Annotated in this window: 15 protein-coding genes; 8 read left to right on the plus strand and 7 right to left on the minus strand. The window is 35.7% G+C overall.

Features of this window, described 5'->3' with window-relative positions; translation table 11 throughout:
* The first annotated feature begins 301 nt into the window (after positions 1-301).
* From soxC to M947_RS17345, 8 genes are all read left to right on the plus strand, one after another.
* Positions 302-1,603, plus strand: coding sequence for a sulfite dehydrogenase (soxC, locus tag M947_RS17310; RefSeq protein ID WP_021287346.1), 1,302 nt, complete (start codon positions 302-304; stop codon positions 1,601-1,603).
* The gene (locus M947_RS17315; protein WP_021287347.1) at positions 1,584-2,798 is read left to right on the plus strand and encodes a c-type cytochrome; all 1,215 of its coding nucleotides are present in this window, start codon (positions 1,584-1,586) and stop codon (positions 2,796-2,798) included. Before soxC ends, M947_RS17315 begins: the two co-directional genes overlap by 20 nt.
* 28 nt (positions 2,799-2,826) lie before the next feature.
* Positions 2,827-3,288: a thiosulfate oxidation carrier protein SoxY gene (locus tag M947_RS17320; protein ID WP_021287348.1), complete on the plus strand. Its 462-nt coding sequence runs from the start codon at positions 2,827-2,829 to the stop codon at positions 3,286-3,288.
* 56 nt (positions 3,289-3,344) lie between these two features.
* A complete protein-coding gene (soxZ, locus tag M947_RS17325) occupies positions 3,345-3,647 on the plus strand; it encodes a thiosulfate oxidation carrier complex protein SoxZ (protein WP_021287349.1) in 303 nt (100 codons plus the stop codon).
* A 9-nt stretch (positions 3,648-3,656) separates the two neighbouring features.
* Positions 3,657-4,772 carry an MBL fold metallo-hydrolase gene (locus M947_RS17330; RefSeq protein WP_021287350.1) on the plus strand — a complete coding sequence of 372 codons (1,116 nt, stop codon included), beginning with the start codon at positions 3,657-3,659 and terminating at the stop codon, positions 4,770-4,772.
* A gap of 227 nt (positions 4,773-4,999) precedes the next feature.
* Positions 5,000-5,437, plus strand: coding sequence for an MOSC domain-containing protein (locus tag M947_RS17335; RefSeq protein ID WP_021287351.1), 438 nt, complete (start codon positions 5,000-5,002; stop codon positions 5,435-5,437).
* A 38-nt stretch (positions 5,438-5,475) separates the two neighbouring features.
* Positions 5,476-6,417 carry a DUF302 domain-containing protein gene (locus M947_RS17340; protein ID WP_021287352.1) on the plus strand — a complete coding sequence of 314 codons (942 nt, stop codon included), beginning with the start codon at positions 5,476-5,478 and terminating at the stop codon, positions 6,415-6,417.
* 25 nt (positions 6,418-6,442) lie between these two features.
* Positions 6,443-7,786 carry an NAD(P)/FAD-dependent oxidoreductase gene (locus M947_RS17345; protein WP_021287353.1) on the plus strand — a complete coding sequence of 448 codons (1,344 nt, stop codon included), beginning with the start codon at positions 6,443-6,445 and terminating at the stop codon, positions 7,784-7,786.
* 78 nt (positions 7,787-7,864) lie between these two features.
* Here M947_RS17345 and M947_RS17350 read toward each other — a convergent pair whose 3' ends face one another.
* Genes M947_RS17350 through M947_RS17380 form a run of 7 tightly spaced genes read right to left on the minus strand, consistent with a single transcriptional unit; the run spans position 7,865 to position 13,238 of the window.
* Positions 7,865-8,917 carry a DUF6781 family protein gene (locus tag M947_RS17350; RefSeq protein ID WP_021287354.1) on the minus strand — a complete coding sequence of 351 codons (1,053 nt, stop codon included), beginning with the start codon at positions 8,915-8,917 and terminating at the stop codon, positions 7,865-7,867.
* A 19-nt stretch (positions 8,918-8,936) separates the two neighbouring features.
* Complete coding sequence (locus M947_RS17355; RefSeq protein WP_021287355.1) at positions 8,937-9,206, minus strand: HP0495 family protein; 270 nt, start codon at positions 9,204-9,206, stop codon at positions 8,937-8,939.
* Positions 9,187-9,657, minus strand: a complete 471-nt coding sequence (gene moaC, locus M947_RS17360; protein ID WP_021287356.1) for a cyclic pyranopterin monophosphate synthase MoaC — start codon at positions 9,655-9,657, stop codon at positions 9,187-9,189. Before moaC ends, M947_RS17355 begins: the two co-directional genes overlap by 20 nt.
* 51 nt (positions 9,658-9,708) lie before the next feature.
* Complete coding sequence (mobA, locus tag M947_RS17365) at positions 9,709-10,296, minus strand: molybdenum cofactor guanylyltransferase MobA (RefSeq protein WP_031347949.1); 588 nt, start codon at positions 10,294-10,296, stop codon at positions 9,709-9,711.
* Positions 10,297-11,388 (minus strand): OmpA family protein, encoded by a 1,092-nt coding sequence (locus tag M947_RS17370; RefSeq protein ID WP_021287358.1) that lies wholly within the window; start codon positions 11,386-11,388, stop codon positions 10,297-10,299.
* Between the two features lie 35 nt (positions 11,389-11,423).
* The gene (locus tag M947_RS17375) at positions 11,424-12,686 is read right to left on the minus strand and encodes a 3-isopropylmalate dehydratase large subunit (RefSeq protein ID WP_021287359.1); all 1,263 of its coding nucleotides are present in this window, start codon (positions 12,684-12,686) and stop codon (positions 11,424-11,426) included.
* Positions 12,687-12,734: 48 nt separating this feature from the next.
* Positions 12,735-13,238: a hypothetical protein gene (locus M947_RS17380; protein ID WP_021287360.1), complete on the minus strand. Its 504-nt coding sequence runs from the start codon at positions 13,236-13,238 to the stop codon at positions 12,735-12,737.
* Positions 13,239-13,370 lie beyond the last annotated feature (132 nt).

Consider the following 13,370-nt stretch of genomic DNA (forward strand, 5'->3'; position numbering starts at 1 on the left):
AAAATAAATCATCACACCTATGTGCTTGAATCAGAAAAGTTATTCTATTTTAGGGCACTATAAGTGCCCTTGATAAGCTGTATTAAAAAAAACTATACATTGATTTTTAGTTTTAAAAGCTGTGTTCCTATTGGTAACAGAATCCATGCGAATATCTTTATATCTTTAATTCTTTAATCCAATAATGGCATTAACTCTTGTAAAGATGTATAATAACTTTTGTGCCAACTTTGTGATAAAAACAACACAAGGTTAACAGAATTAATGTATTAAAAATAAGTAAAACTATAAAGGGGAAGATGTGGATAAAGCATTCAAATCAGAAGAATCAACATCTGTTAGCAGAAGAGATTTCTTTAAAAGAACAGCATCTGTAAGTGCAGTTGCCGCTGTAAGTATTTTAGCACCGGGTGCACTACTTGCTGACGATGAAAACATTATACATCACACTAAGTGGGGGACTACTTTAGGAGATGAGTGTAACTATAATCCTTATGGATTACCATCTAAGTATGAGCACAACATAGTAAGAAGAACCTCTCCTCTTATGTCATCGGCTGGAGATATGCACGCTGCTATATCTATGTCGCCTTTGCATGAGTTAAGTGGTATTATCACTCCAAATGGCTTACACTTTACTCGTACTCACAATGGTGTAGCTCAAGTTGATCCAAATAAGTTTAGACTAATGATTCATGGACTTGTGGACAAGACAATTGTTCTTACTTTAGATGAACTAAAAAGATATCCAAGTGAGAGTAGAATTCTATTTTTAGAGTGTCCATCAAATGGGGCTGCTGAGTGGAAAGGTCCACAATTTGGTTCTTTACAATTTGTAAAAGGAATGATGAGTTGTGCAGAGTGGACAGGCGTTCGTTTAAAAACTATACTTGATGAGTTAGGTCTAAAACCAAACGCTAGATGGATGCTTGCAGAGGGAAGTGATGGCTCAGAAATGAGTAGAACTGTTCCTGTTGAAAAAGTTTTAGATGATGCTATGATAGTTTGGGCTCAAAATGGTGAGGCACTGCGTCCTGAGCAGGGTTATCCAGTTCGTTTAATGTTGCCGGGTTGGGAAGCTAACCTTTGTGTCAAGTGGCTAAAAAGACTAGAGTTTGGTGAAGATCCATGGTATGCGAAGGAAGAGACTTCTAAATATACTGTATTAACTCCAAGTGGTAGAGCTATTCAGCATTTCTATGCAAATGAAGTAAACTCTATTATTACATCTCCATGTCCTGAAAAGCCTTGGACTGATCTTAAAGTTGGAGATTTAGTCGAAATAGAAGGTTTAGCATGGACTGGTCACGGAACAATAACAAATGTTGATATAAGTTTTGATGGTGGAAAAAATTGGACAGAGGCACACCTTAAAGGTTTAGTCCTTCCAAAAGCTTGGACTAGATTCTCATATATGTATAGATATGAAGGAAAACCGTTATTGCTTCAGAGTCGTGCAGTTGATGATAGTAACAATGTTCAACCTACAGTAAATCAAGAAAAGAAAGTTGTTGGTGTTGAGGGTGTTTATCATAGAAATGCAATCTGTACTTGGGAAGTGACTGATAAAGGGGAGGTGAACAATGTTCAAGTTAGATCATAAATCTATTTTAATAGGAGCATCTGCTGTTGCAAGTGTAGCGCTTCTTTTTACAGGGTGTTTATCTTCATCGTCAAGTACTAATGAAGCAACTTCTGCAAAGGCTAAAGAAAACATTTTAACTGGACCGTATGCTGGGAAAATGGGTGCCATAGATGGTGGTGTTATTTATCCTAGAGAAAACGGAATGTATACAGCTTATGTTCTAAATGAACAAAGCACAAAAGGCATAAATCACGGTAGACCTGCCACAGCCAATGAGATAAAAGCATGGGACTTGGATGCACTACCAGATGGTTCAGGTTTACCTGAGGGTGAAGGTTCTGTTGAAGAAGGCGATGAGCTTTATGAGGCTCAGTGTGCATCTTGTCATGGTGACTTTGGCGGTGGTGGACACGGCTATCCAGCACTAGCAGGCGGTAATCAATCTAAAGATGAAAATGGAGTTATTATCACGCTTAAAAATCAAAGAGAGTATGGGAAAACAGAGGCACCAAAAAGAACCGTTGGTACTTATTGGCCTGTAGCTACTACACTCTTTACATATATTAGAGATGCTATGCCATATGCAACTCCTAAAAGCTTAAGCAATGATGAAGTTTATGCTATTACAGCTTATATATTGGCTCAAAACTATATAAAGATTGATGGCGAAGTGATGGATGAGGAGTATGTTCTAAATGCAGAAAAACTTGCAAAAGTAGTTCTTCCAAATAGAGATGGGTTTTATCCAAATATCGATGGCCCAACAGGTCCAGCTGATGTAAAAGCATTTTATGCAGATCGTGCTAAAAATATTGGTGCTGGTGTAAGATGTATGACTGACTGTAAAGATCCAGGTGGTCAAGATGGTAAGACTGAAGCTAAAGTTGTAAGAATAGCTTACGAAATGACAGATGTTAGTCCTCCATATTCAACAGTTAGAGATTTACCACCTGAGGTTGAAGACGCAACCATATCTAAAGCTGAAAAAATGTACAATGATTCATGTAAGCTGTGTCACGCAACTGATAACATGGGAGCACCAGCTCTTGGAGATGTAGAAGCATGGCGTGCAGTTACAAAAAAAGGTATTGATGAAGTGGTAAAAAACTCTATCAATGGTGTAGGTGGTATGCCTCCAAAAGGTGGTAATGCTGACTTAACACAATCGGAAATTAGATCAATAGTCGAATTTATGATAGATTCAAGTAAGTAAAACATTAAATTAAAATAAGGAAAACAAAATGGATAGAAGAAAATTTTTAGGCGTAGGTCTTGCAGCTTTTGTTGCAATTGTTGCACCAGGAACAGATTTAAGAGCAGTAGACTTTAGAAAAACTAAGCCAAAAGCATGGGAAGTAGAAAAAACAGTTGATGGTATTAAAGCCCTTTATGGTAATGGCGAATTAAAAACAAGTAAAAAATTATCATTTAAGGCTCCAAAGCTAGCTGAAAATGGTGGTTCAATTCCAATCACGATCAAGTCGTCATTAGATTTGGAATCAGTAGCACTTTTTCAAGATGCGAATCCTAGATGTTTAACTTGTGTATTCTCTGTACCTGAGGGTGCTATTATAGATTATGATTTTAGAATTAAATTAAGACAAACTGCAGTTGTTACTGTTGTTGGTAAAGAGAGAGGTACAGGTAACTTATATACTGCATCAAAAGAGATAGATGTGTCTATTGGTGGTTGTGGAGGTTGATCTACCTTCCCACCCAACAACAAAATAAATATAAAATAAAATAAAAAGGTAATAAAATGGCAAAGATGAAAATTAAGGCAAAAGAAAAAAAAGGCGTTGTTAAAGTAAAGGCGATGTTTACGAGCTTGATGGCTGACAAAGAAGAAGCGATCAAAAAAGGAATAAGCCCTTCATATATCAGATACATTACAGCTAAGGCTAACGATAAGATAGTATATGAGGTTACCACAAGTGGCTTTATGTCTGAAAACCCGCTTGTAAAGTTTGAGTTCAAGGGAGCTAAAAAAGGTGATAAAATTACTTTTACTACAGTAGACAATGAAAATAAAACGGAAACAAGCAGTAAAAAAATCAAATAGGGATACCTTATGAAAATTAAAATCATAATTTTATTATCGGTAATTGCATTTGTTATATCTATGCCATTTATCTTTAATAAAAGCGTTACAATCACAAATCCTAGTAAGCTTGATGCAGATGAGAATTTTATTCTTTACGAATGGGTTGAACCGCGCACAGGTACGAATAAAGAGTGGGATTATAACCTAAAACCAGTACAGGTTAGCGACAGAGTGTGGTGTTTCTTTGGTGCTATGGAGATGCCAACTAAAGAGAATGCTGGTGATATGTCTAACAGTTGTTACATAAAAGGTACTGATAGTTGGATAGCATGGGACACTGGACCATCTTACATATTTGCTAAGCAAGCTCACGCGGCTATGAAAAAGATTGCTGACTTGCCTGTTAAAACGGTTATAGTAAGTCATGAGCATGATGATCACTGGTTAGGTAATAATTACTACAAAGAGACACAGGGTGCTACTATATATGGTCCAAAGTCTATTAATGTTAATTATCTTGGTTTTGATGAGCATACAGGTAAACCAAATGAAAATACTAGGGATATACCACCTCAAACTAGAATGATTAGAGCTCTTTATCAAAATGCAATTAGAGGCACTAAACTAGTTCCAGTTGATGAATATTTTGATGACACAACTGAATTTACACTTCATGGTGTTAAAATGGAGTATGTAAAAGTTGGTTATGCACACTCTGAAGAGGATTGGTTCTTATATCTTCCAGATGACAAGGTTGTCCTTGTGGCAGATGTTGTAATGAATGGTAGAGTAACTTCAAATCGCGATGGTATAGTTGTTGGTCAGTTAAATGCACTCAAAGCTATTAAAGATAGAGATTGGAATCACTTAGTTCCAGGGCATGGTTTTATAACCGATAAGACGGCTGCTGATGAGGCTGTTCAATATTTTACTCTTTTAAAAGATAGAGTTTTAGAGGGTATTGAAGAAGAGATACATCCGGATATGATTACTAAACATGTAACTCTTGAAGAGTTTAGAGACAAAGAGTTGTATTACCTTCTAAGCCCAGGTAATGTTTTTAGATCTTATGAAGAACTAGAAATGTTTGATGAAGACGACTTAGACTCTAATGATGACGAAGACGAAGATGACGACGAGTAACAATCTATAAAAGATTGCACTCTTCTTTGTCTCTATTTTAAATATCAGTAGTGTTGGTATGGATAAAATTTTAAGCGATGCAAAAAAATCAATACACATCATGTGATTTTTTTGCATAGACCAAATAGTGCTTATTACTAAGACAATGATAGAGTTGGCACTACTCAGTAAACAATCAAAACTTTGTTTTTGTTAAGATAGACTTAAACACAAGAGAGCAGTATTATATGTCATTAATTCAAGCCGGAAAAATTTTAGAACTATTTTATTCTACAAATAATGGTAGAGTAAATACAACCGAGTTGGCTCTTGATGATAAGGGTGTTATAGAAGATAAGTATTATAATAAAGACATACAAAGATCTGTTTTAATAACTTCGCAAGAGAGTTATGAACTAGCAGCTAGTCACGGTATAGATGCACCATATAGTGCACTAGGGGAAAATATTCTTATAGATTATAATCCTTACCACTTAAGACCAGGAGCGAGATTTGCAATAGGTAGTCTTGAATTAGAGATTAGCCAAAATTGTACACTTTGTAAGAGTTTAGCAAAGGTAGATGCAAGATTGCCAAAATTACTTAAAAATGATAGAGGCGTCTTTGCAAAAGTTATTGGTAGTGGAACTATCCGCAGGGGCGATAATATTTATCTTCTAAAATAGAGGATAAAATCTCACAAAATTAATAAAAAGGGAAAGAAATGAAATTAATGATCAAAAGTATAGTTGTAGGACTGATGCTAGTAACTGGAGTTGTAGCGAGTGGGGCGCAAGATATTCAGATATATACGGCTGACAACTCAAAAGGTAAAATCACAGGGGCTTCCATAGAGAAAGCTTTTGCGGATGCGGGGTTTGTAATATCTGGAAATAATGATATGAATGTTGCATTTGAATCAAAGTTCAAAAAAACAAATCATAAGATGTATCATCTTTTTACTCTCTATAAAAAAGACTTAGTTTTAGAGCTTGTTAAAATTACCCCTAAAGCTGCACTATTTGCACCTCTTAGCATGTCAATATATATGGAACAAGGTTCAAATGATATCTCTATTTCATCTTTGTCGATAGATGGTATGGCAAAAGTTATTGGCATACCTGCTTCTAATAAGCACATGGTAGAGTACAATAAGCTTATTAGAGCTACTCTAGCTAAAGCATTGCCAAATGGTCATTTTGAAAAAACATCATATAAGATATTGGCACCTAAGGGGGAGCTTATAACTTCGTTTACTGGTGAGATGGAAGCTCAAGGTGAAGATGTTGAAGATGAATTAGAAAGTCTTCAAATGGAACTAGAAGGTTCATTAGAAACTCTTGGGTTTGTAATTGCAGGATACAATAAACTAGGGGATGAGTTTAGTGATGCAGGTTATGATAAATATGATTTTTTCGATGCATACTCTATTTGTAAATTAACAGTTATTTTTGAAGTATCAAAAACTCATCCTGAAGCAGGTGCATTTGCCCCTTGTACACTCTATATGTATAAAGAAAAGGGCTCTACTGAATTAAAAATGGCATATCCATCAGTATATAACTGGATTAGCTCTTTGGACATTGAGGATAAACCTTCAAATGAAGTACTAGAAGGTGCTCAAAAACAGATGATAGAAGCAATTAGTGGAACTATAGAGTTTTAAAATAGTTTAAAGAAAAGGTGTTCAAATGGCTATATCAAGAAGAAAAGCTTTACAATTATCAGGTGTTACTGCTGCTGCTGTAGCAATAAGTGGATGTAGTAAAGCCAAGAGCCTAAAACCAGAGCAAACGACGAAGCCTAAAACTACCTACAAAGCGCCTATAGCTAATGCAAAAGGTCCTAGGGTAGTTGTAGTAGGCGGTGGATGGTCAGGCCTATCTATTGCAAAATATACAAAGATATTTGCTCCAAATGCAGATGTTATCTTAGTTGAACAAAGACATGAGTTCGTATCATGTCCTCTTAGTAACTTATGGCTAGTAGATAAAATTGAGTTAGAGTTTTTAACTCATGATTATCTTCAAGCTGCAAGAGAAAATAATTATACTTATTTTCATGCAACTGCAATCGGACTTGATAAAAAAAATCGTATTTTAGAGACTAGCGATGGTGATATCAGCTTTGACTACTTGGTTTTTGCACCAGGTATTGATTATGACTATTCTAGATGGACAGACGATATAGCATTTGAGACAAGGCTTAGACAAGAGTATCCGGCAGGTTTTATACCTGGTTCTGAACATCTTACCCTGCGAAACAAGATTCTTAACTTCAAAGGTGGAAACTTTATTTTAACAGTTCCAAGCGGGAATTATAGATGTCTTCCAGCTCCTTATGAAAGAGCATGTGTGATTGCAGATTATTTTAAACAAAAGAAATTAAAAGCAAAAGTTATACTGCTAGATGAAAACAACACCATAACGATCAAAAAAGAAGGTTTCCAATCTGCTTTTGATGAACTCTATGGCGATTATATTGAGTATATGCCCAACACAGTTATAAATAATATAGATCTAGACAATAAAATAGTTGAAACTGATTTTGATGAAATTGATTTTGAAGAGGCTGCTTTTTACCCTCATGTTAGAGGTGCAAAGATATTAGAAAGAGTAGGTATAGCCAAAGATGCAAAAAATATGCTTGAGGGTGATATTAACACTCTTACATACGAAGTCAATGGCGAAAAAGATATATATATCGCAGGCGATTCTAGACCAATGGGCTTTTCAAAGTCAGGAAATACTGCCAATTCAGAAGGGCACTTTGTAGCTAAACTAATAGCTCAAAAAATAAATAAAACAAGAGAAATAAAGTGGGAGTCACCAACTACTACTTGTTTTTCTGCTATTTCTATAGAACCAGAGAGAGCGATCTATATCTATACTCAATATGCTCATAATAAAACAGATTTAGCATTTAATTTTGCATCAACGACTAGTAGTGAGGACTGGCTTAAAGATGGAGAGGTTAATGCAAGTTCTATTTATCAGTGGGCAGCTGCTCTATATACAGATATGTTTAGTAAATAATAAGTAATTTGTAGCTATGTGAATAAATTTTTAATCACGGTGCTTATATTATAAAAAATAGGTTGTTTTTAGACAAGCCTATTTTTTCTCTTTATCCATCGCACCTTTAGCAGTTTTTATAGCACTTCCAAGAGCTGTTTTTGCAACCCTCCAGGCTTGTTTACCCATTCTTTTTGCCTCTTGTGCAGCTTGAGATTTAAGAGCTGTATCTGCACGTGAAACAGCAGTTTTAGCAAAAGACGAGAATCTCTCTCTCATCATATCTGCAGCTTCTTTAGAGATATAGACTAACTCTTCTAAATCATAACGCATATTTTTGTTGATGTTTATAAGAAGTTTATTTATCATTACAGAGTTTTCACTAGCTTGAGTTTGAACTACTTGAGAGAATAGAACATCTGTTTGATTTAGATCTTCCATAATGGTGTCATAATCTTCTATAAGTATGTGCTTAGCTTCAACCGGCATATATGCGAGACGTTTTTTAAATCTATCTATGGAGTGAATAAGTCCACTTCTCATTCCCTTTAGAGTTGCAGTTAGGATATCTTCTGCTTTTGTTGGAGTAGCTTCTGCAACATCTATAGCACATTGTAGGATGGTAGAGAGGATTTTTCTGATTCTGATGGTATTTAGTGAGCCTTCTTTTATGGCTTCAAAAGTTAAGTCCTTTATGACCTCTTGTATGCTCTCTTTTATATCTCCATCAGTGTCTCGCTCAAGAGCTGTGATGATGGCAGACTCTACTAGCTCGCTTAGAAACTCATAAAGGTCTATGGATTGAAGTTTTACTTGATGGAGTTTTAAAAGAGCAGGTTCATTGCTATTTAACTCTAATTCAATAGCGTTAAAAACACTATACTTTGTCTCTTGAAGCTCTTGAGCCTTTTTCTCTAACTTTCTATCTAAGGCTTCCTTTTGAGCTACAAGTGATGCCACATCTTCTTTAAGAGATTTTGTCTCGATTTCTAAAATAGTCGCAGCAATATTTTTAATTTCATGAAAGTTTAACTTATCTATCTCTGTCTCATTACCAAGTTTTTTAATAGCATCTGAAACTCTTGTTTGAATATCTTCTAGGGTTTTGTTATATGAATTTTTTATATCAGTTGTTAGTTTATCTACTTCCATTTTAAAGTCCTTAGTTTTTTTATAGTACCATTTTGATATTTTGATGAGCCTTTAGAGCTTCATATATAAAGTTTCTATCATCTTCATTGTGAACAAGCAAGTCGAGATTCATGCTTACATACTTGCCACCTTTTGAGTTTTTAGAGTGTGTGAGCTTATGACTTCTCTCATCTATAACATCTTTTATAGCTTTCTCTAGCGCTTCTCTTTCGCCTGCTATTAGCTTGTAAGACCAAGAACAAGGATACTCAAGGATTAGTTTCTCATCTCTATCGTTTAAAATCTCCACTCTTTCCTCCTGACTTTTTTTCTAGTTGGACATCTCTTATTATCATGCCTTTATCTATAGCTTTTACCATATCGTATATTGTTAAAAGTCCGATGCTCACACCTGTAAGTGCTTCCATCTCAACTCCAGTTTGACCTGTTAGTTTTGCAGTAACTTGTAACTTAAAACCTGGTAGAGCTGTAAGTTCTTCAACATCGCAGTTGATGCCACTAAGGTTTAGAGGATGGCACATCGGTATAAGCTCGCTCGTTTTTTTTGTGCCCATAATAGCCGCAATAACAGCAGTTTGAAGCACAGGGCCTTTTTTAGTTTTTTCACTTACTATGGCGTCATATGCATCTTGGCTCATCTCTATATATCCTGATGCAACTGCTACTCTTGTTGTTTGATTTTTGTCCGATACATCAACCATTTTCGGTCTTTGGTTTTTATCTAAGTGTGTTAAGTTCATTATGTTTCTTTTCTTTTTGCTTTATTATAGCAAAGAGGAGTTAAATTTGTGCTAGATTAATTTTAGAGCTTCTTTATACTCATAAGGGTAGTTCAGATTTAAAAAGGCTCTCTCATCTTCAAACTCTACAAAAGTTGTCTTTGAAGATTTTAGTAAGTAGCCTAGTTTGTGGTTGTCTTCTTGGAGCATTTTAATAAACTTACTCTCTAATGAGCGATGATAGATGCCACACATGGGTTGAATGCCAAATGCAGTTTTTGCTACAGTTGCATCTGCATGAGGAGTGTCTGCATCTACGATGGTTTTAATCTCTTTGAATCCTACAAAAGGCGCATCTACGCTAAGAGCAAAAAAAGAGTCTGTTTTTAGTGTAGCAAAGATTGCAACGAAACCAGCAGTAGGGGCAAAAGTTTGGGATGATTTAACATCTTCTATAAAAGAGTCCTCCCCAATTTGTGCTTCAAAATCAAACCTACTTTTGTCTTTGCATGAAATATATACATTTTTAAAGATTTTTTGAAGCCGTGAGAGTTGAAACTCAGCTAAGGTGTCAAAGCCTCCAAATGAAAGAAGAGCTTTGTCTTGTTTCATTCTTGAACTTTTGCCACCTGCAAAGATTACGCATGGAAGGTCGAACATCTAATCTCTGTTTAACTCAGCTTCAGCGCGTCTATTTTTAGCACGACCCTCAGCAGTTGAGTTGTCAGCTACTGGATCAAGCTCGCCTTTTCCCACAGTCGATACTTTTGTAGCATCAACACCATTTTCTATAAGCATATTCTTGACAGAAGTAGCTCTTTTTTCAGATAATTTTTGGTTATATTTTTCGCTTCCTGTACTGTCTGTGTGACCAACTATCTTAGTGCTATAGTTACTATTTTTATTTAAAAAGTCTGCAAAATCTTGGACAGGTTTTTGTAGTGAATCATCTACTTTAGCAGAGTCAAACTCAAAGTTGATCTTTAGTGTTATATCGATAGGACAACCATCACTATTTATCGCTTGACCCATAGGAGTATCTGGACAAAGATCTATAGAGTTAGCAACACCATCTTGATCGTCATCTCCATCCACTACAGCTACTACACTTGTAACTTCTTCCTCAACCAAGGTCTCTTCTAGAACCTCTTTTGCGGGTTCTTCTTTAACTGGCTCAATCACAATTGCTTCACTTGCAGGTGCCACTTTTTGAGAACTTTGCCCAAATGCAAAATTTAGACCAGCAAGAATCGCTAAGTTATTGTCATATCTAGCATCATTGTGTTTGAGCATGTAGACAGCTTCTAGTTTTAGCGCTAGCATATCATTAAAAGGTATCTTAGCGCCAACCCCAGCATTAACAAAAGCACTATCAGTGTTTCCAGTCTCTCCCTTGTAGCTGTCACCGTTCATAGTCTCATAACCAAATCCTACTTTAGCAAGAGGTATGATACCAGCTACTTTGTCGTACTCATAAACACCATTTAAGGCAAAACGCCAAACATCAGTATCTGTACCACTTGAGAGTTTGTTGGTGTTATAATCAGCTTTTGAGTAAAAAATAGAAAGTTCAGGCTTTAGAAAAAAGTCTAATGCATTGTATTGAAACTCAGCCCCAAAAGTTGCATAATCATCTAAGTTGATGTTGCCCTCAGCGATGTTGTAGCCAATCATAGGCGTGATTTCATAGTCCGCTGCCATCATTAGACTAGATGAAAGCAGAAGTGTAGGTATTAATAGAATTTTTTTCATGTTTCTTCCCTTACTTAAGATTAGTGAGAGTAACACTAAACTCTTGGATCTGCTATATAGCCTTTTATAGCTGAGATAGCCGCTACTGCGGAGTTTGCTAAATATACTTTTGAACTTCTTGAACCCATGCGACCGACGAAGTTACGATTAGTTGTAGATACAGCTACTTCTCCATCTCCTAAGATTCCCATATATCCGCCTAAGCAAGCCCCACATGTTGGATTTGACACAACTCCACCTGCATCTATTATAGCATCAATATAGCCTAATCTATAAGCTTCTTTTAAAATATTTTGAGTTCCTGGAGTGACTATCAGGCGGACATCTTCATGTACTTTGTTTCCCTTTAGTATCTCGGAGGCAACTTTTAAATCGCCTAAGCGACCATTTGTACAGCTTCCTATAAAGGCTTGGTCTATTTTTATCTCATCTTTTACAGCTTGAGTGATGGAGTGACCATTTGATGGCAAAAATGGATAAGCAATAACTGGCTCAAGTTTATCTATATCTATGTTTAAAACCTTTACATATGATGCATCTGCATCAGAGTAATGGATTCTTGGTTCTCTTGCTAAGTTTTTGTCACTCAAAAACTCTTTTGTGACATCATCGTAAGCGACTATGCCATTTTTTGCACCGGCCTCTATCGCCATGTTGCACATTGAAAATCTATCATCCATATTTAGATGCTCTATAGTGCTTCCAGTAAACTCTAGAGTCTTATATAAGGCACCATCAACACCAATAAGGCGGATAATTTCTAAGATGATATCTTTACCAGTAGTATGCTCTTTTGGTTTTCCGCTAAGGTTTACCTTGATAGTCTGAGGAACTTTAAACCAGTTTTCTCCAGTTATCATTGCAAAGGCTAAGTCAGTTGAGCCCATGCCAGTTGAAAATGCTCCTAGTGCGCCGTGAGTACAAGTATGTGAATCTGCACCGATGATTACATCGCCTGGGACAATAAGTCCTTTTTCAGGTAAAAGAGCGTGCTCTATGCCCATATCTTTTTCATCAAAAAAGTTTTTAAGTTTATGTTTTTTTGCAAATTCACGGCTGATTTTAGCTTGGTTGGCAGATGCAATGTCTTTTGCTGGGATAAAGTGGTCTAGAACTATAGAAAAACCATCTGGATTTGCTAGTTCTTTAGCACCGCTAAGATTAAAAGCGCTAATAGAGATAGGGGTTGTAATGTCATTTCCAATAACCATATCGATATCACAGCGAACAATCTCGCCTGCAAAAACTTCTCTACCAACATGTTGTGAAAATATCTTTTCTGTTATAGTTTGAGCCATAATAAACCTTTTTATAAGTAATAATTTCGCGATTATACCATCTAAGATTTAAGATTCGTACTTTAGTGCTTTTTTTGTAAACTCATTTGAGCAAAAAAACATAGCCATAAAGATAGGGTTTATGCTTACTTGATCATCTTTTGTAGTCTCAAACGGAGCAAACTCAAAACCCTCTGCCTCGTTATCATCTCTAGGGGCTATTATAAATGTGATAGGAGATAGAGTTTTCACCATATTTAGGATTTTTTTTCTTTTTTTAGCATTGTCTTGGTCTAAAATATTGAACTTAATACCCTCTGAACTCTTACGAGTATATAAAATCTCTTCTAAAACATCTATTTTGTCTTTGAAAACTACCTTATTCCATGATATACTAAGTTTTGGTGAGACAATTTTTCTGTCTTTATGCATAAGTGCATTTGGTCGATTCTCTTTCATCTTCTCCATAAGTCCTAGTAAAAAGTTGGTTCCTCCAACCTTTTGAGCTAGTTTACTTATTAAAAGATGGAGTAGTTCTTTTGTATTTTCGTTTTGTTTGTTAAAATTACACATGCTTTTACCCTTTTAGATGGAATTATACCTTAAATAAAAGTGTAAGTCAGTTTAGTTTAAGCATAACATAATAACAAACTTTATATGATGTCAAAAGTAAAAGAAGACAAAAATTGTCTTAATTAGAAACAA

The sequence above is a fragment of the Sulfurimonas hongkongensis genome (assembly GCF_000445475.1).
In the GTDB taxonomy this organism is placed as follows: Bacteria; Campylobacterota; Campylobacteria; order Campylobacterales; family Sulfurimonadaceae; genus Sulfurimonas; species Sulfurimonas hongkongensis.

Coding starts and splice junctions, on each gene's coding strand:
- M947_RS17375 (WP_021287359.1), bottom strand. CDS start 12,686: ATGGCTCAAACTATAACAGAAAAGATATTTTCACAACATGTTGGTAGA.
- mobA (WP_031347949.1), bottom strand. CDS start 10,296: ATGTTCGACCTTCCATGCGTAATCTTTGCAGGTGGCAAAAGTTCAAGA.
- M947_RS17335 (WP_021287351.1), top strand. CDS start 5,000: ATGTCATTAATTCAAGCCGGAAAAATTTTAGAACTATTTTATTCTACA.
- M947_RS17340 (WP_021287352.1), top strand. CDS start 5,476: ATGAAATTAATGATCAAAAGTATAGTTGTAGGACTGATGCTAGTAACT.
- M947_RS17370 (WP_021287358.1), bottom strand. CDS start 11,388: ATGAAAAAAATTCTATTAATACCTACACTTCTGCTTTCATCTAGTCTA.
- M947_RS17350 (WP_021287354.1), bottom strand. CDS start 8,917: ATGGAAGTAGATAAACTAACAACTGATATAAAAAATTCATATAACAAA.
- M947_RS17315 (WP_021287347.1), top strand. CDS start 1,584: ATGTTCAAGTTAGATCATAAATCTATTTTAATAGGAGCATCTGCTGTT.
- soxZ (WP_021287349.1), top strand. CDS start 3,345: ATGGCAAAGATGAAAATTAAGGCAAAAGAAAAAAAAGGCGTTGTTAAA.
- moaC (WP_021287356.1), bottom strand. CDS start 9,657: ATGAACTTAACACACTTAGATAAAAACCAAAGACCGAAAATGGTTGAT.
- M947_RS17345 (WP_021287353.1), top strand. CDS start 6,443: ATGGCTATATCAAGAAGAAAAGCTTTACAATTATCAGGTGTTACTGCT.
- M947_RS17330 (WP_021287350.1), top strand. CDS start 3,657: ATGAAAATTAAAATCATAATTTTATTATCGGTAATTGCATTTGTTATA.
- M947_RS17320 (WP_021287348.1), top strand. CDS start 2,827: ATGGATAGAAGAAAATTTTTAGGCGTAGGTCTTGCAGCTTTTGTTGCA.
- M947_RS17380 (WP_021287360.1), bottom strand. CDS start 13,238: ATGTGTAATTTTAACAAACAAAACGAAAATACAAAAGAACTACTCCAT.